Annotated in this window: 17 protein-coding genes; 16 read left to right on the top strand and 1 reads right to left on the bottom strand. The window is 61.8% G+C overall.

Features of this window, described 5'->3' with window-relative positions:
• Window positions 1–58: 58 nt before the first annotated feature.
• The 5 genes from F568_RS0117380 to F568_RS0117360 are packed head-to-tail and all read left to right on the top strand — an operon-like array spanning window position 59 to window position 6,615.
• Entirely contained in the window at window positions 59–1,444 is a 1,386-nt protein-coding gene (locus F568_RS0117380; RefSeq protein ID WP_019020041.1) for a YjiH family protein, read from the top strand.
• A 12-nt stretch (window positions 1,445–1,456) separates the two neighbouring features.
• Complete coding sequence (locus F568_RS0117375; RefSeq protein ID WP_019020040.1) at window positions 1,457–3,067, top strand: 5-guanidino-2-oxopentanoate decarboxylase; 1,611 nt, start codon at window positions 1,457–1,459, stop codon at window positions 3,065–3,067.
• Between the two features lie 31 nt (window positions 3,068–3,098).
• Entirely contained in the window at window positions 3,099–4,418 is a 1,320-nt protein-coding gene (locus F568_RS0117370) for a purine-cytosine permease family protein (RefSeq protein ID WP_019020039.1), read from the top strand.
• A complete protein-coding gene (locus F568_RS0117365) occupies window positions 4,415–5,149 on the top strand; it encodes an MBL fold metallo-hydrolase (protein WP_019020038.1) in 735 nt (244 codons plus the stop codon). The genes F568_RS0117370 and F568_RS0117365 overlap by 4 nt, the downstream gene beginning before the upstream one ends.
• Window positions 5,150–5,166: 17 nt before the next feature.
• A complete protein-coding gene (locus F568_RS0117360; protein WP_040476554.1) occupies window positions 5,167–6,615 on the top strand; it encodes an aldehyde dehydrogenase family protein in 1,449 nt (482 codons plus the stop codon).
• A gap of 65 nt (window positions 6,616–6,680) precedes the next feature.
• On the opposite strand, the gene F568_RS0117355 is transcribed toward F568_RS0117360, so the two are convergent.
• The gene (locus F568_RS0117355; RefSeq protein WP_019020036.1) at window positions 6,681–7,481 is read right to left on the bottom strand and encodes an inositol monophosphatase family protein; all 801 of its coding nucleotides are present in this window, start codon (window positions 7,479–7,481) and stop codon (window positions 6,681–6,683) included.
• Window positions 7,482–7,638: 157 nt separating this feature from the next.
• Here F568_RS0117355 and F568_RS0117350 point away from each other — a divergent pair, with 157 nt between their 5' ends.
• The 11 genes from F568_RS0117350 to hisS all read left to right on the top strand — a co-directional run bounded on the left by F568_RS0117350 (window position 7,639) and on the right by hisS (window position 17,850).
• Window positions 7,639–8,418 (top strand): RNA methyltransferase, encoded by a 780-nt coding sequence (locus F568_RS0117350; protein ID WP_019020035.1) that lies wholly within the window; start codon window positions 7,639–7,641, stop codon window positions 8,416–8,418.
• Window positions 8,419–8,544: 126 nt separating this feature from the next.
• Window positions 8,545–9,435: a serine O-acetyltransferase gene (gene cysE / locus F568_RS0117345; RefSeq protein ID WP_019020034.1), complete on the top strand. Its 891-nt coding sequence runs from the start codon at window positions 8,545–8,547 to the stop codon at window positions 9,433–9,435.
• A 119-nt stretch (window positions 9,436–9,554) separates the two neighbouring features.
• The gene (gene iscR, locus F568_RS0117340; RefSeq protein WP_019020033.1) at window positions 9,555–10,025 is read left to right on the top strand and encodes a Fe-S cluster assembly transcriptional regulator IscR; all 471 of its coding nucleotides are present in this window, start codon (window positions 9,555–9,557) and stop codon (window positions 10,023–10,025) included.
• A 37-nt stretch (window positions 10,026–10,062) separates the two neighbouring features.
• Complete coding sequence (locus F568_RS0117335; protein ID WP_019020032.1) at window positions 10,063–11,211, top strand: aminotransferase class V-fold PLP-dependent enzyme; 1,149 nt, start codon at window positions 10,063–10,065, stop codon at window positions 11,209–11,211.
• Window positions 11,212–11,241: 30 nt separating this feature from the next.
• The gene (locus tag F568_RS0117330; RefSeq protein ID WP_019020031.1) at window positions 11,242–11,568 is read left to right on the top strand and encodes a HesB/IscA family protein; all 327 of its coding nucleotides are present in this window, start codon (window positions 11,242–11,244) and stop codon (window positions 11,566–11,568) included.
• Window positions 11,569–11,741: 173 nt separating this feature from the next.
• The gene (gene ndk / locus F568_RS0117325) at window positions 11,742–12,167 is read left to right on the top strand and encodes a nucleoside-diphosphate kinase (RefSeq protein ID WP_019020030.1); all 426 of its coding nucleotides are present in this window, start codon (window positions 11,742–11,744) and stop codon (window positions 12,165–12,167) included.
• Between the two features lie 85 nt (window positions 12,168–12,252).
• A complete protein-coding gene (gene rlmN / locus F568_RS0117320) occupies window positions 12,253–13,380 on the top strand; it encodes a dual-specificity RNA methyltransferase RlmN (protein WP_019020029.1) in 1,128 nt (375 codons plus the stop codon).
• A 120-nt stretch (window positions 13,381–13,500) separates the two neighbouring features.
• Entirely contained in the window at window positions 13,501–14,250 is a 750-nt protein-coding gene (gene pilW / locus F568_RS0117315) for a type IV pilus biogenesis/stability protein PilW (RefSeq protein ID WP_019020028.1), read from the top strand.
• 28 nt (window positions 14,251–14,278) lie between these two features.
• Window positions 14,279–15,385 (top strand): RodZ domain-containing protein, encoded by a 1,107-nt coding sequence (locus F568_RS0117310; protein ID WP_019020027.1) that lies wholly within the window; start codon window positions 14,279–14,281, stop codon window positions 15,383–15,385.
• 8 nt (window positions 15,386–15,393) lie between these two features.
• Window positions 15,394–16,506: a flavodoxin-dependent (E)-4-hydroxy-3-methylbut-2-enyl-diphosphate synthase gene (gene ispG / locus F568_RS0117305; RefSeq protein ID WP_019020026.1), complete on the top strand. Its 1,113-nt coding sequence runs from the start codon at window positions 15,394–15,396 to the stop codon at window positions 16,504–16,506.
• 27 nt (window positions 16,507–16,533) lie between these two features.
• On the top strand, window positions 16,534–17,850 hold the full coding sequence (hisS, locus tag F568_RS0117300; protein WP_051087990.1) for a histidine--tRNA ligase: 1,317 nt from the start codon (window positions 16,534–16,536) through the stop codon (window positions 17,848–17,850).
• Window positions 17,851–17,887 lie beyond the last annotated feature (37 nt).

Raw genomic sequence — 17,887 nt, 5'->3', positions numbered from 1 at the left:
GCTTCATCGACGCCGGTCCTGGCCGACCGGCGTGATTGACAACAACAACGGGTGATTTATGTCTTCTCCTCTCGACGCGGCAACGGGCCGCGACACCAACGGCGGCAAGCTCAATTACCGAGCGCTGTTCAAGTTCCTGATTCCCTCGCTGATCGGGATCGGCATGTTCCTGGTGCCGTTCCAGATAGGCGATACCATCAATATCGGCATGGGCCTGCTGGCCGACGGTTTGAAAGCGCTGCTGGGCGATGCCTTGCCGGCGATAGCCGTCGTCGTGTTGTGCCTGTCGGTGGGGCTGACAGCGTGGGCGAAATTCGGTACCCCCCGCTGGGCTCAACAGGGGGCCATGAAGGAACTGTTCGATGTTGCCCCCCTATGGTTCGGCATGCGCATTCTGGGTGCACTATTCGCACTGATGACCTACTTCCAGATCGGCCCCGGGTTCGTTACCGCCGACTTTACCGGCGGAGTCATGCTCAACGACTTGGCGCCGGTGCTGCTGACCTTCTTCTTCTTTGCGGCCGTGCTGTTGCCGTTTCTGGTCGATTTCGGCTTCATGGAGTTCATCGGCAGCCTGGTGCGCAAGCCCTTCCGCTTGATCTTCGGCCTACCGGGGCGCAGCGCCATCGACGCCACGGCATCCTGGATGGGCTCAGGCACGGTGGGCGTGCTGATCACGACCCAGCAGTATGAACAGGGTTACTACAACCGCCGCGAAGCCTCGGTCATCGCCACGAACTTCTCCATCGTGTCGATTGCCTTCGCGCTGCTGGTCACGAGCTTCATCGGTATCAACCACCTGTTCGTTCCGTTCTATCTCACCGTGGTCGTGGCTGGTCTGATCGCCGCCGTGATCGTGCCGCGCATCCCACCGCTTTCGCGCAAGCCGGATACTTACTATGAGCCGATAGGCTGTCAGTTGCAGGAAGAAACCACAGGCAACATGGGCGTGCTGCGGTTCAGCCTTCATCAGGCCATCGCGCGTGCCGAGCAGGCGCCCGGGCCGCGCCAGTTGCTGCGTCATGCCGTGCTCAACGTGGCGGATATCTTTCTGGGCCTGCTGCCGCTGGTCATCGCCATTGGTACCGTGGCCTTGATTCTCGCCGAGTTCACACCGCTGTTCACCTGGCTGTCGTACCCGATGGTGCCGGTGCTCGAATGGCTGCGCATTCCCGAGGCTTCCGCCGCTGCACCGGCCACCTTGGTGGGCTTTGCCGACATGTTCCTGCCGGCCGTGCTGGCAACCAACATCGAGAGCGAACTGACCCGCTTCGTGATTGCCTGCCTGTCTCTGACCCAGCTGATCTACATGTCGGAGATCGGCGCGCTGCTGTTGAAATCCAAAATCCCGCTCAAGCTGTGGGAACTGGTGGTGATTTTCCTGCTACGCACGGCGATCACTTTGCCGATCATCGCGTTCATCGCCCATGTATTCGTCTTTTAAGGATCGCATTCAATGACCTGTGCCGAACTGCTGATCCGTCTACTGCGCGAGCGCTACGATGTCGATACCCTATTCGGCATCCCCGGTGTGCATACCGTCGAGCTGTATCGCGGCCTGCAAGGCCAGGCCATTCGTCATGTCACTCCGCGCCACGAACAGGGCGCCGGCTTCATGGCCGACGGCTACGCCCGCGCCAGCGGCAAGCCAGGAGTCTGCCTGATCATCACCGGACCGGGCATGACCAACATCGCCACCGCGATGGGCCAGGCGCTGGCCGATTCGGTGCCGATGCTGGTGATTTCCAGCGTCAATCGCCGCGACACACTGGGGCGCGGCCAGGGCCGCCTGCATGAACTGCCCAGCCAGCAACAGACCCTGTCCGGCGTATCGCGCTTCAGCCATACCCTGCTCGACCCCGACGCTCTACCGGAAGTGCTGGCGCGTGCGTTTGCGGTGTTCACCTCGGCGCGACCGGGGCCGGTGCATATCGAGATCCCCATCGATCTGTTCGCGGCACCGGTCACGCCACCTACGAACTGGCAGGCCCCGCGCCTGTACCGCCCCGCTCCGAATCTCGACGGCATAGCTCAGGCGGCCGAATGGCTACGCGATGCGAAGCGCCCGCTGGTCCTGCTCGGTGGAGGCTGTGTCGATGCCCCCGAGGCGGCGCGCCAGCTGGTCGAACGCCTGGATGCCCCATGTGCTACGACCATCAATGCCAAGGGCCTGCTCGGGCGCGACCACCCTCTTGACCTGGGCGCCAACACCGCATTGCCTGCCGTGCGCCAATTGGCCCACGATGCGGATGTGATCCTGGCGGTAGGCACGGAGCTGGGTGAAACCGATTACGACGTCGTGTTCGATGACGGTTTCACCCTGACCGGGCGCTTGATCCGCATCGACATCGATCCGGAGCAACTGGTCCGCAACCAGGCCACCGCACTGGGTCTGGTCGGGGATGCCGACAGCGCCTTGAAAATGCTGCTCGCACAGGTTCAGGCGCCCTTATCGCGGGATGGCGCGCAACGTACCCGTGCTGCACACGAGGCCTTGGCGCTGGGAAGCGATCCCGCCTTCTCGACGTTCGTGCCGTTGTACGACACGTTGGCGAAGACTCTCCCCGAGGCCATCCTCGTCGGCGATTCTACCGCCCCGGTCTATGCCGGTAATCACTTGGTCTCGCAGCCCGAGCCGCGGCGTTATTTCAATGCCTCAACCGGGTACGGCACACTCGGCTATGGCCTGCCGGCAGCGCTCGGCGCGCAACTGGCCCGGCCCGACCTGCCCGTAATTGCCCTGGTCGGTGATGGCGGCGTGATGTTTACCTTGTCGGAACTGGCCACCGCCGTGGAGGAACGCCTGCCGGTAGTGATCGTGCTCTGGCACAACGCCGGTTACGAAGAGATTCGGCGCTACATGGATGCGCATGGCGTGCCCCGTCTGGGCGTCGACCTCCGTGCCCCCGACTTCCAGCAGCTCTCCGTCGGGTTCGGCTGCGCGGCGCGCCGCGTCGGCAGCCCTCGTGAACTGGCCGACGCGCTTGCCTCGCGGCCGGGCGACGCGCCGTACCTGATCGAAATCGACGCTTTCGCCTGGCAATCCTCACTGGGCGTAGCACCCTAACGGGTCTTTAAACATCACAGGAAAAACAACAATGGCTACTTCCAAACCCTCGGCCTTCGGCCAGGACACACTGGATGCCGTTACCCACGAGCGTAGCCTGGGAATGCCAGGCACGTTTGCACTGTGGCTGGGTGCCAACGTGGTGGTTACGACGATACTCACCGGCATGTTCCTGGCGCCGGATCTGTCCTTTCTTCATGCCATGACCCTGGTCTTCCTGGGCTCGGCCATTGGTATCATCCCGCTAGTGTTGATTGGCGTGATGGGGCAACAGACCGGCATGACGACCATGGTGCTGGCGAGAGGCACTTTCGGAAGGCTCGGAGCGACCTTCCCCGCCTGGGTCAATCTGCTGGCGCTGATCGCCTGGAGCTGGATACAGGCGCTGCTGGCGGGCATGAGCCTGGATTATGCCGTGCAGAGCCTGACCGGCTATTCCAACGTCGCGTTGTTCACGGTGATCTGCGAGGGGTTGGTCGTGTTGATTGCCCTGCGCGGCCACTTGGGTATCGAGACCGCCGAGAAGATCGCCGCGGTGTTGATGCTGGCCTTGTCGGGCGTCGTGGTGTTCGCGCTGGCCTCCAACTACGACCTGCCGAGTATCGTCGAAATGGAGGCGCGCGGGGGGTTGGGCGCCGGCGTGGCCTTCGATATTGTCATCGCTACCGCCTTCTCATGGATTCCATTGGCTGCGGATTACAACCGCCACTGCAAGAGCCTGCGGGCTGCGGTCGTCGGCACATGGAGCGGTTACGTCACCGCCACGCTCATCGCGACGGGCCTGGGTGCGAGTGTCTCGGCCCTATCGATCGCCATCGGCTTCCCTCAGACCTATGACCCGACCCAGCTGTTGAGCAGCTTCGGCTTCGGCCTGCCGGCGGCACTGGTGATTTTCTTCTCGGTGCTGACCACCAATGTCATGTGCGTCTACAGTGCCACGCTCTCCTACATGAGCACGGCGCCCCGTACGCCGTTCTGGAAACCGGCTCTGGTGATCGGCGTCGTTTCGGTGATTGGCTCACTGATCCCGGGTATCCTCGACCAATTCCAGACCTTCCTGCTGATCATTGGCAGCGTATTTATTCCAGCTTTCTCGCTGATGATCGTCGATTACTTCCTGCTCGGCCGCGAGCGTTACAGTGCTGCACACCTGATGGGCCAGGGCAGCACTCTCCCCGCCGTGAATCCGGTCGCCTTCGTCAGCTATGGCGTCGGGGCGGCGCTGGCCTATTACTGGAATTGGGTGTCGCCGCTCGATTTCGGCGCCTCGCTGCCGGTCTTCGTGATCACCGGGGCTCTCTATTATTCGGCGAGCCACGTTCGGCGGCATGTCGGCAGGGCCGCGGCATGAGCCTGCTCCGTATCGATGCCGAGCGCTGGTATCGCACGACCTCGCTCGGCGATGACATTACCTTGATCGACGAGCCGTGGATACGCCCCTTCTACCGCTGCAACATGTGGCATGTGCGGGGGCGTGAGCGCGACCTGCTGGTCGACTTCGGCCTGGGCGCCGTACCGCTGCGCCGGCATGTGCCTCGGCTTGCCGAGCGTGATCTGATCGCGGTGGCCAGCCATACCCACTTCGATCACATCGGCGCGGCCTGCGAGTTCGACACCTGCCATGTTCACGCCGAAGAGGCAGATATCCTCGCTTCGCCGGACCGTGAGCGTACTCTGGCCGCCGCCTTTCTCGACGATGACATGTTCGAGGCCCTGCCTCCGACACCGTTCGAATACCATACGTATCGCCTCACCCCACCCTGCCAGATCGTCACCCTCGAGGATGGCGAACTGATCGATCTCGGTGACCGGCGCTTCGAAGTCATCCACACGCCGGGGCATTCTCCCGGCGGTATCGCCCTTTGGGAAGCGACTACCGGTACGCTTATCTCAGGCGATGTGATTTACGACGGCCCGCTTATCGAAGACACCTGGCACAGCAATCTGACCGATTACGCCGCCAGTCTGCGCCGGCTGCGTCATTTGCCCGCGCGTGTCGTTCACGGTGGGCATTTCCCCAGTTTCTCGGGCGCCCACCTGCATTCGATGATCGATGACTGGCTGCGGACCCATGACGCTTGAAGGATAAAGGAATGGCCATGCAACGCCTCGACAAGCAGTTCATTGCGAATCAATGGGTGCCTTCGCACAGCACTCGTACCCTACCGGTAATCAATCCCTATACGGAAACGGCTATCACCGAAGTCACTGCCGGCGATGCCAAGGACGTAGATGCCGCCGTTGTCGCCGCACGTCGCGCCCTCCCGGGCTGGCAAGCCCTGACGGGCGAGCAGCGGGCCGTGTACCTTGATGGCTTCGCTCAGTCGCTGACCGCCCGTCGTGAGGAGCTGATCCGCCTGTCGTCGACCAATAACGGCAAGGCGCTCGCGGAAGCCGGCATCGATCTTGACGATGCCATTGCCTGCTATCGCTATTATGCCGAGCAGGCCCGTAAGCTCGATTCCCGTCAGGGCCAGCCGGTGGAACTGGACATGGTTGGCGTTGAAGCCCGCTGTTATTTCGATCCGGTCGGTGTGGTCGGGCTGATTACGCCGTGGAACTTCCCCCTGGTGACCAGCGCCTGGAAGCTGGCGCCGGCCCTGGCCGCCGGCTGTACCGCGGTACTCAAGCCCTCCGAAGTCACCCCGCTCCCTGAACAAGCGCTAGCTGAAATCGCCCTTGAAGTCGGGCTGCCCGAAGGCGTGTTCAATTTGCTTCATGGGGATGGCGAGGGTATCGGCGCGCCGTTGAGTCAGCACCGTGGCATCGACAAGGTGTCGTTTACCGGCAGCAATCGCGTCGGTGAAGCGGTGATGCGGGCCGCGGCCGATGGCAGCCGCAATATTTCCCTTGAGCTGGGCGGCAAGTCACCGATCATCGTCATGGACGACGCGGATGTCGAAGAGGCCGCCGATCATGTCATGGCCGGCATCTACTTCAATGCCGGTCAGATCTGTTCGGCCACCTCGCGGCTGATCGTCCATGAAGCCGTGGCCGATGCGCTCTATGCGGCGCTGGGCCAGCGCATCGATTCGCTGGTGCTGGGCGATCCGCTAGATGAAGCGACGACCCAAGGGCCCATGACCAGTGCTCGCCAAAAAGAGGCCGTCGAGCATTACCTCAGCATCGCAGACCAGGAAGGCCTCACAGCGGTTCGCGATGCGCGTGACCGTCCCCTGCCCCAACAAGGCTACTTCGTCGCCCCCACGCTCTACCGTGACGTGCCTGTCGATAGTCGTCTATGGCGCGAGGAGATTTTCGGCCCGGTACTCTGCGGACGCAGCGTGTCCAGTGAACAGGACACCATCGCCCTGGCCAATGACAGCGATTATGGGCTGGCGGCAACCGTCGTCAGCGGCGACCCGGCACGCGCCAAACGCATCGGGCGCCAATTGCAGGCCGGCAGTATCTGGTATAACAGTGAGCAACTAGTTTTGCCGCAAACGGCTTGGGGCGGCTTCAAGCGCAGTGGTATCGGCAGGGAACTCGGCCCGTGGGGATTGGCCAGCTATCAGGAGATAAAGCACATCATCGGCCCCGCTAACTAGGCCTGTCCAGACAATAAAAAACCCCGCTGAGACACAGCGGGGTTTCTGGTTGGGTGCAACGAGCGTCAGGTCGACACATGCGGCTTGAGCCGCTGTAACAACGCCTTGAACAGACGCGGGCCGGCAGCCAGCAGGTCGCTTTCAGGGCCTACATTGGGACTCCCGTCTGGACCGCCCATCAGTGCGCCGGCTTCCTTGAGCAACAGCGAGCCGATCAGGCTGTCCTGCTCCTCGAGGCCCAGCACCAGCACCGCATCGGCGCGACCGGCGGCCATCTCGGCAATGTCCAGCAGCGGACAGCCCGTGGCGATCACAGTCTCGACCTGGGGGCCGAGCTGCTGAAGCACACGCAGATAGGTGGGGAAATGGCGAGCACGCAGCCAGCTCTCGGGCAGCCCCATCGCCAAACGAATTCCCGTGATGCTGGTCGCCTTGCTCACGCGGATGCGCTTGCCGTTGTGCTGGGCGCCGCGTCCACGACTGGCCAGGTATTCGTCGTCGCTGAACGGACAAATCACCACAGCATGTTCCGGGCGCCCCTTGACCAGGCACACCAGCGAAATGGCGAACCCGTTACCGGCGACACCCAGGTTGGAGTAGCCATGGAAAGGTTCGATCTTCCAGACGATGTCCCGGCCTTCGCCTTCACCATCACGGTGCGGGGTGAAGCGGCCAGAAACGCCATGCTGGGGATAGCCGCGCGCCAGCTGACGCACAATCAGCGTTTCGGCGTTACGGGCGGCATCTTCCAGCAGGCCTTCAAGGTTACGGTCTTCATGGGCAGTCTCGATACGCTCACGAATGCGTACGAACTGTTCGGCGGCGCTGCGCGCGGCGCGCAGCGCAAATTGGACCATCGGATGCATGATCGGGCCTTGAGGAGTCGGTCACTGTTAAAGAACGGCGGGCATACTAGCAAAAAACCGCATCATGGGCCATGAAAATCGCCCTGTCCCGCCGTCATGTCACGTCACATGGTAGACTGTCGAGTCCATCGTCAACGACTCCGGACTGCACCCAGACATGCCCGCTTCAACCTTTTCCCTTGACCGCCTGCGCATCGTCCTCGTCGGCACCAGCCATCCCGGAAACATCGGTGGTGCCGCTCGCGCCATGAAGAACATGGGTCTGAGCGACCTGGTTCTGGTAACGCCTCGCTGCGACGTGCATTGCAGCGAGTCGATATCGCGGGCGTCGGGCGCGGACGAGATTCTTGCCGCAGCTCGGGTCCACGATACGCTCGACGCGGCGCTCGGCGATGCCACCCTGGCGGTGGGCGCCAGCGCTCGCTCACGCACCCTGCCCTGGCCGATGATCACGCCGCGCCAGCTCGGCGAGGGGCTGAGTGCGGAAATGGGTCATGAAAGTGCCCGCGTGGCGCTGGTATTCGGCCGCGAGGATACCGGGCTGACCAACGCCGAGCTCCAGCGCTGCCATCGTCATGTACACATTCCCACCAATCCCGATTTCAGCTCTCTAAACCTGGCCGCCGCCGTACAAGTGCTGGCTTATGAGTGCCGCCAGGCCTGGCTGGCATCGGCCCCTAACGGGACCGACCGCGAAGACGACGCCCCCTTCGGCACTGAATGGGACAGCCCACTGGCCGACCACGCGGACCTGGAGCGCTTTTTCGAGCATATGGAGCGCGCCCTGATCGCCATTGACTTCCACGATCCCGACAACCCTCGCCAGTTGATGGCCCGGCTACGCCGTCTCTATCTACGTGCACGCCCCGACCGTATGGAGATAAACATCCTGCGCGGGATTCTCACCGCCATGGAAAAAAGCGCCCGAAATCGCTGACAAGAGCACGGCGTAACTTCTGCCCTGCACATACCTTGCAGGGCGATGGTCACGCCCCAATAATATTTGCCCCACGATTCATCGCTGCGGTCGACTATCGGCCTGGCCCGTGACAAGGATCGCTTCATGTTCAGCCGTCTGCGTGAAGACATAAACAGTGTATTCGCCCGGGATCCCGCGGCGCGCAACTTCCTCGAAGTCCTGACTAACTACCCGGGCCTGCACGCCCTGCTCGCTCATCGCCTGAGCCACTGGCTGTGGACCTGCAATCTGAAATGGCTGGCACGCAGCGTATCGACGCTGTTCCGCTGGCTGACAGGCATCGAGATCCACCCCGGCGCGCGAATCGGACGGCGCTTCTTCATCGATCACGGCATGGGCGTGGTGATCGGCGAGACCGCCGAGGTCGGCGACGACGTCACGCTCTACCAGGGCGTGACACTGGGCGGCACCAGCTGGAACAAGGGCAAGCGGCATCCCACGTTGGAAGACGGGGTCATCGTCGGGGCCGGCGCCAAGATCCTGGGCCCGTTCACGGTCGGGGCCGGCGCCAAGATCGGCTCCAATGCCGTGATCACCAAGGCGGTACCGGCCGGCGCCACGGTCGTCGGCATTCCCGGCAAGATCGTCAAGCGCGCCGACCCCGACGTGGAGGAAGCGCCGGCGTTCGATCCGGAGCGGCGCGAAGCGATTCGTCAGAAGTTCGGCTTCGATGCCTATGGGGTCAGCCAGGACATGCCCGACCCGGTAGCGCGCTCCATGCAGGCCATGCTCGATCACATGCACGCCGTGGATCAGCGCATGGACATGATGTGTGCAACGCTACGCAAGCTCGATGCGGGCTACCGCGCCGGGCAGTGGCCGCAACTGCGCGACGAAGACTTCTCCGAGATCCTTGCCGACGTTGAGAGCTGCTGCTCGCTGCCTGATGACAAGCTGACGACGCAGGACGACGAACGGCAGGAGGCACAGCCAGCCTCTTCGCCGTCCCGCAAACGCTCTGGGGGCGAGCGCTGACGCCAACGGGCATAATTGTTGACCGTTCTACTAGGTTTTTCCATAATGGCTGCGACTCAGCGGAATGCCTTCGGCGTTCCGCCATCGTTTTGGCCATCAACACGCCTGTGTGACCCCCTATGCGCCTGACCACCAAGGGACGCTACGCCGTCACCGCCATGCTCGACTTGGCCCTGCATGCCGATCAGACTCCTGTCTGTCTGGCCGACATCTCACGCCGTCAGGAAATTTCCCTGTCGTATCTCGAGCAGCTTTTCGCCAAGTTACGCCGGGCCAAGCTGGTCAGAAGCGTACGTGGCCCCGGTGGTGGCTATCTCCTGGCCGTCTCGCTGGATGCTGTATCGGTGGCCTGCGTGATCGATGCCGTCAACGAGTCGGTGGATGCGACCCGCTGCCAGGGGCTGTCGGACTGCCAGCAAGGCAGCACCTGCCTCACCCATCACCTGTGGTGTGAGCTCACACGAGAGATTCACGACTTTCTCGATGGCGTGACCCTGGCTGATTTGGTCAAGCGCCATGAGGTACGCAACATTGCCGCTCGTCAGCGAATACGCGTCGACGGTGACACCATTGCCGTGGATTCACCTTGATCGCGGCCCGATTTCGCTCAACGGTAGACAACACGTCATGAACGGACCTGTTTATCTCGATTATGCCGCGACCACCCCGGTCGACCCTCGTGTCGCTGACATCATGAGCCGGCACCTGACCCTGGATGGCATCTATGCCAATCCGGCGTCACGCAGTCATATGCCTGGCTGGCAGGCCGAGCAGACCGTAGAGCATGCTCGCCGCCAAGTGGCCGACCTGATCGGAGCCGACCCAAGAGAGATCGTGTGGACCTCCGGCGCCACCGAAGCCGACAACCTGGCCCTGACCGGCTTCATGCGCGCCAACCGTGCTCGCGGACGTCACTTGGTAACATCGAGCATCGAACACAAGGCCGTCGTGGATACCGCCAGCGCGCTGGAAGCGGAAGGCTTCGAGGTAACCTGGCTGACGCCAGGACCCGATGGCCGCGTGTCGCCGACGCAACTGGCCGAGGCCATGCGCGACGACACCGTACTGGTCTCGTTGATGGCAGTGAATAACGAGCTCGGCACGATCCATGACTTGGCAGCCCTTTCCGAGGTCACTCACACCCATGGCGCTGCCCTGCATGTCGACGCAGCCCAGGCCTCGGGCCGTATTCCGCTGGACGTCAACCAGCTGGGTATCGACCTGATGTCGCTATCGGCCCATAAGGTCTACGGCCCCAAGGGGATTGGCGCCCTCTACGTTCGCCGCAGCCCCGACATCCGTGTCGAGGCATTGATTCATGGCGGTGGCCACGAGCGCGGCATGCGCTCGGGAACGCTGGCAACCCACCAGATCGCTGGCATGGGCGAAGCCTTTGCCCTGGCCGAACGCGAAGGGCCGGACGATCAGGTCCGTATCGCCCGGTTGGCGCATCGCTTCCTCGACGGCCTGAGCGATCTGCCTGGCGTATATCGCAACACGTCGGTCGAGGTGGCAGTGCCCAACATCATCAACCTTGCCTTCGATGGGGTGGACGGCGAGTCGCTGCTGATGGCGCTGCGTGGCATTGCGGTATCTACCGGTTCGGCCTGCAATTCGGCGAGTGTCGAGCCATCTTATGTATTGAAAGGCATCGGTGTACCCCGGTCACGCGCCCTTACATCATTGCGGTTCAGCTTCGGTCGCTTCACCACCGAGGAAGACATCGACACCGCCGTTGCCGAACTGCAGCACGCGCTGACGGCACTGCACCATTGACGCGGCGCTTCATTATCGAGGAGGAAACACATGGCTCAAATTTCGATCACTCCCGCAGCGGCCAATCAGATCCGTCAGGTCCTCGACGAGCGCGGCCACGGCCTAGGTCTACGGGTAAGCGTCAAGCCCAGCGGCTGTTCCGGCTATAGCTACGTACTCGATTTCGCCGACGAAGCCGCCAACGATGACGTTGCTTTCGAGGAACATGGCGCCAAGGTCTATGTGGCACCGGATGCTCTGTCGATGCTTGATGGCAGTGAAGTGGACTACGTCTCGGAGGGCCTCAACCGCTTCTTCCGATTCAACAACCCCAACGTAAAGGATCAGTGTGGTTGCGGCGAGAGCTTCAGTGTCTGAACGCGAGGCCACACCAGCTCGCAGCAGGGTGCGTAACGGCAGCCAAACCGCTATAATGTCGCGATTTTCGGTGCCGGACCACCCGTTTGCCGAAACGTATCCTGCGCGCCGCCCCAGCGGCGCGCAGCCGTCTTTGATCCATACTGCATTCAACGTACTCACGGAGTCTTCGCATGGCTAACCAGCGCACCCTTTCCATTATCAAGCCCGATGCCGTCGCCAAGAATGTGATCGGCGAAATCTATAGCCGCTTCGAGAAGGCCGGCCTGAAGATCGTTGCTGCCAAGATGCTGCATCTTTCCAAGGAGCAGGCCGAAGGCTTCTACGCCGAGCACAAGGAGCGCGGCTTCTTCGGTGAGCTGGTCGGCTTCATGACGTCCGGCCCGGTTATGGTCCAGGTACTGGAAGGGGACGACGCCATCGCCAAGAACCGCGAACTGATGGGCGCCACCAACCCCAAGGAAGCTGCGCCCGGCACCATCCGCGCCGACTTTGCCCAGTCCATAGACGCCAATGCCGTTCATGGCTCCGACTCGCCGGAATCCGCCGAGCGCGAAGTCGCCTATTTCTTCAGCAGTGACGAGATCTGCCCGCGCTGATCCGTGCATGGCGGGGGCGCGCCCCCGCCTGACGCGCATCACGCCTTCGAGCTTTTCTCGCTCCGTGCCCTACCGATAGCTGACTATGACTGCCATCACCCAATCCTCACGTACCAATCTGCTTGGCCTGTCCCATGAAGGGATGGAAGCCTTTTTCGTTTCCATCGGCGAAAAGAAGTTTCGCGCCGCACAGGTCATGAAGTGGATCCACCATGAAGGCTGCGATGACTTCGAGGCCATGACCAACCTGTCCAAGGCGCTGCGTACGCGCCTGGCCGAGGTTGCCGAGATTCGTGGCCCGGGCGTGGTCTACGAAGGTACATCCAACGACGGTACCCGCAAATGGGTGCTCGAGGTCGAGGACGGCAGTTATGTGGAAACGGTACTGATCCCGTCTGATAACGGCACTCGCCGCACCTTGTGCGTATCGTCCCAGGTTGGCTGCTCGCTGGATTGCAGTTTTTGCTCTACGGGCAAGCAGGGTTTCCAGCGCAACCTCACTGCTGCCGAAATCATCGGTCAGGTTTGGGTCGCCCAGCGCAGTGTCGGGCCGCGTCGCGATACTGCCAACCGACCGGTGACCAACGTGGTGATGATGGGCATGGGCGAGCCGCTGCTCAACTACGATAATGTCGTGCCGGCAATGAAGCTCATGCTCGACGACAACGGCTACGGGCTCTCCAAACGCCGCGTCACGTTATCCACCTCGGGCGTCGTGCCGATGATCGACCGGCTCGGCGACGAGATCGACGTTAGCCTGGCCATCTCGCTGCATGCCGCCAACGACGAGTTGCGCAACGAGCTGGTACCGATCAACCGCAAGTACAACATCCGCAATCTGCTCGACGCCTGCCAGCGCTACCTGGCGAAGTGCGACGACACTCGATTGGTCACCATCGAGTACACGCTGATCAAGGACGTCAACGATCAGCAAGAGCATGCCGAGCAGCTAGCGGCCCTGCTCAAGGAACTGCCCTGCAAGATCAACCTGATCCCCTTCAATCCATTTCCGCACTCGGGTTACGAGAAGCCGTCGCGCAACCAGACGATGCGCTTTCAGCAGTGGCTCTACGAGTTGGGGTACACCGCACCGATCCGCACCACGCGCGGGGATGACATCGATGCGGCCTGCGGCCAGTTGGTCGGTCGGGTGAAGGACAGGACTCGGCGACACGAGCGTTATATTCAATCGATTCAGCTCGACGCCGATTGAATGGAAGGCCGTCCTTGACTTCAACTGGTCACGGCGCTTTGATGAGTACGCTTCATACTTTACCGCGATCAAGGTGGCCTGTCCGTATGGCCCAACCATAAGAATCCACTCGAGGAGTGCATGATCCGACGCTGTCGTTCGTCATCGCTGACCAGACTATCCGCCGTTATGCTCGGCGTATTCTGGCTATCTGGCTGCACGACCACGGCGCTGGAGCAGCCAACCCATACGGCAGATCTGGACCAGGCACTCAAGCTCAATGTCACCATGGGTATCGAGTACATGGAGCAGGGCAATTTGCGTCGTGCCCAAGACAAGCTTGACCGGGCCCTGGAAATCGCCCCCGACGATCCAGATGCACTTCAGGCCCAAGCCCTGCTTTATCAGCGTCAGGGTGAGACGGCGCATGCCGACCGCTTTTTCCAGCGTGCCCTGGCCGAAGATCCGGGTTTTACTCGAGCCCGCAATAACTATGCCGCGTTCCTGTTTGCTCAGGACCGCATCGAGGCCTCCTGCCAGCAGCTCGAGCGCGCATCGCAGGACCTCAAGTACGATAACCGTGCCCAGTTGTATACCAATCTGGGCATTTGCCAGCGTGAGCTGGGTGATCTGCAGGCGGCACGTACCAGCCTGGAGCGTGCGCAGGCCATCGACCCGCGTAACGCGCGCACCTATTTGACGCTGGCCCAGATCAACCACGCTCAGGGCAATGACGAGCGCGCCTGGGAACAGCTGCAAACGTTCATCCGGCTGGCCGGCATGAACCCCGAAGGGCTTCGCCTGGCGCAACGAATCGCTAGCGCCCGCGGGGATGCCGTGACCGCCGCTTTCTATACACGCCAGCTCGACGAATACGAAGGCGCCCCCTGACCACACGCATTAAGAGGAAAGCTCAGTCATGAGCGAAGCACAAGAACGACAGGAAGCCAGCTTCGACCCCACCGGTCACACCTCACCCGGTCAGCAGCTCAGACGCGAGCGTGAACGCCAGGGGCTGGGACTCGAGGAAGTGGCCGTTCAGCTCAACCTTCGCCCGGCAGTCGTTGCCGGTCTGGAAGAGGACCGTTACGACGAGGTGCCAATCCCGGCCTACCGCCGTGGATATCTTCGCGCCTATGCCCGACTGATGGGAATCGACGAACGCCAGATTGTCGAGGCCTATAACAGCCAGTATGGTCAAGGCGATCTCGACCGCAAGGTGACGCCAGTCAACGTGACCAAGCCACCGTCAAAGCTCGGTGCCTGGGTATTCAAACTGGTCACATTGCTGGTCATTCTCGGTCTGATCGGCCTGACACTGCTGTGGTGGCAAAGCCGCAACGGTAACGAACTGATGGAAGGCCTGGGCTTGAGCGACTCGGTCGAGGTCAGCCCAATGGGTGAGCAAACAGCGAATGGCACACTCACCCAAGCCGAGCCGGCAGCAGGCGAATCCGAAAGTAGTGCACTCCCCCCTTTACCCGAAGAGAATAACGAGCTCGGCTTGGTTGACGACGAAAGCGCCACCACCGCTGACGAAGCGCCAACGCCCTCTACGGACGAGCCTGATACGGACACACCTGAGCCTACACCCGCCACAGCCGACAGCGAAGCGGCCGAAGCGGCAGCATCCAATGCAGAGGCAGCGTCCAACCCATCAGCGCCTTCTGACGACGCGGCACAGCCTGCGACAACCAACGCGAGCGACTCCACACCCGAGGCCACGGCAGCAGCATCCGCCGAGGCTCAGGAGCCAACACAGGCCGAAGCCCCTGCCGTCAACAACCGTCGTCTGGCGTTCACGTTCAACGAACAGTCATGGACCGAGATTTACGATGCCAATGGCCAGCGCATCCTGGTCGGTCTGCAATCACCCGGCACCGAAGCGACCGTGGAAGGCGATCCCCCGTTCCGCCTGACCATAGGTAATGCCAGTGGTGTCGAACTACGTTATCGCGGCGAGCCGGTCGATCTCCGTGCTCGCGCCGGCGGCAACAATGTCGCCCGCTTCACCTTGGGAGAATGATTCAGGCTATGCACTCTCAGTCTCCGATTCAACGGCGCAAGTCACGCCAGATTCATGTCGGCTCGGTGGCGGTGGGCGGCGGCGCCCCCATCTCCGTACAGAGCATGACCAACACCGACACGAACGATGTCGAGGCCACGGTGGCACAGATCCAACGCCTGGAAGCCGCTGGAGCCGACATCGTGCGTGTTTCCGTCCCGACCATGGACGCCGCCGAGGCCTTTGGACGCATCAAGCGACAGGTCCAGGTGCCGCTGGTCGCCGATATTCACTTCGACTACAAGATCGCGCTGCGGGTCGCCGAACTCGGTGTCGACTGCCTGCGCATCAACCCCGGCAACATCGGTCGTGAGGATCGTGTTCGCGCCGTGGTCGAGGCAGCGCGCGACAATGGCATTCCGATCCGCATTGGGGTCAATGCCGGTTCGCTGGAGAAGGACTTGCAGAAGAAGTATGGCGAGCCTACGCCCGCCGCGTTGGTCGAGTCCGCGATGCGCCACATTGATCATCTCGACCGGCTCGACTTTCCCGACTTCAAGGTCAGCGTCAAAGCCTCCGATGTATTCATGGCGGTCGCCGCCTACCGCGACTTGGCCACACGCATCGAACAGCCCCTGCACTTGGGAATCACCGAAGCCGGCGGGCTGCGCTCGGGAACCGTCAAATCGTCGATCGGGCTAGGCATGTTGCTGATGGACGGTATCGGCGACACCATTCGCGTCTCGCTCGCCGCCGATCCTGTCGAGGAGATCAAGGTCGGCTACGACATGCTCAAGAGCCTGCGGCTGCGCGCCAAGGGTATCAATTTCGTCGCCTGTCCGAGTTGCTCACGTCAGAACTTCGACGTAATCGGCACCATGAACGCCCTCGAAGAGCGTCTAGAGGACATCATGACACCGCTCGATGTTTCGGTGATCGGCTGTGTGGTCAATGGTCCCGGCGAGGCTAAGGAGAGCGACATCGGCCTGACTGGCGGCAGCCCCGCCAATCTTGTCTACATCGACGGCAAACCGGCAACCAAGTTGCGTAACGATCACCTCGTCGATGACCTGGAGCGTTTGATCCGCGAGAAGGTCCGTGAAAAACAAGCCGCCGAGCAGGACATGATCGCTCGCAGCTAAGGTTTCTTTTTGGCCGGGCACTGGGGCATGCCAGCCCATTGCCCGGCATGCCAGGAGTTACCCTTGAGCAAGAAGATCCAGGCCATTCGTGGCATGAACGACCTGTTGCCTGAACAATCGCCGTTATGGCAGTACTTCGAGCATCAGGTCGAAACGTTGATGCAGCGCTACGGCTATCGTGAGATACGCACCCCTATTTTGGAGCAGACAGCGCTGTTTGCCCGCTCCATCGGCGAGGTCACTGACATCGTCGAAAAGGAGATGTATACCTTCGAAGATCGCAACGGCGACAGCCTGACGCTGCGCCCTGAAGGCACAGCGGCGTGTGTACGCGCCGCCATGGAACATGGCCTGCTGCACAACCAGACCCAGCGGCTATGGTACCAGGGGCCCATGTTCCGTCATGAGCGTCCCCAAAAGGGTCGCTATCGTCAGTTCCATCAGGTCGGCGTCGAAGCCTTCGGCATGGAAGGCCCCGATATCGATGCCGAGGTGATTCTGCTGTCGGCGCGTCTGTGGAAACAGCTCGGCCTTTATGAACACGTCACCCTTGAGCTCAACTCGCTAGGCTCACTTGAAGCTCGCCAGGCCTATCGCGACAAGCTGGTTGCCTATTTCGAACAGCATCGTGACGTCCTCGACGAGGATTCCCAGCGCCGCCTATCGAGCAACCCGCTGCGCATACTCGATTCAAAGAATCCCGATATGGCCGAGATGTTGGCCGGTGCTCCGCAACTACTCGACCATCTCGATACCGAGTCGCGTGTGCATTTCGAGCAACTCACCGCCCGTCTCGATGCAGCGGGCATTGAGTATCGCATCAACCCGCGCCTGGTCCGCGGACTCGACTATTACTCGCGCACCGTGTTCGAGTGGACCACTACCGCGCTGGGTAGCCAAGGCACCGTTTGCGCCGGGGGCCGTTACGATGGCCTGGTCGAACAGCTCGGTGGCAAGCCCGCTCCTGCCGTGGGTTTTGCCATGGGTATTGAACGCCTGATCCTGCTGCTCGAAACGCTCGATCTGGTGCCAGCGGATAGCCAACGTGGCCCGGACGCCTACCTATTGGCAATGGGAGAGCGGGCTGAGCGCGAAGCGCTGCTGCTCGGTGAGACCCTGCGCGACGCCCTGCCGACGCTCTCGCTGCAATTGCACTGTGGCGGTGGCGGCTTCAAGAGCCAGATCAAGAAGGCCGACAAGAGCGGTGCTCGTGTGGCTCTGATCCTTGGCGAGGACGAAGTCGAACAGGGAACGGTCGGAGTCAAATTCCTTCGCGAGGAGCGCGAACAGGCAAGCCTGTCACGCGACGATGTCGCCGAGGCACTGTCGGCCCTACTGAATTGATATTCAAACCATTTGTCTTGTAGGCCGCCTGAACAAG

The sequence above is a fragment of the Modicisalibacter luteus DSM 23508 genome (assembly GCF_000378505.1).
Taxonomy (GTDB): Bacteria; Pseudomonadota; Gammaproteobacteria; order Pseudomonadales; family Halomonadaceae; genus Modicisalibacter; species Modicisalibacter luteus.
The sequence above is the reverse complement of the archived record's forward strand: the minus strand, read 5'-3'. Positions and strand labels throughout refer to the sequence as shown.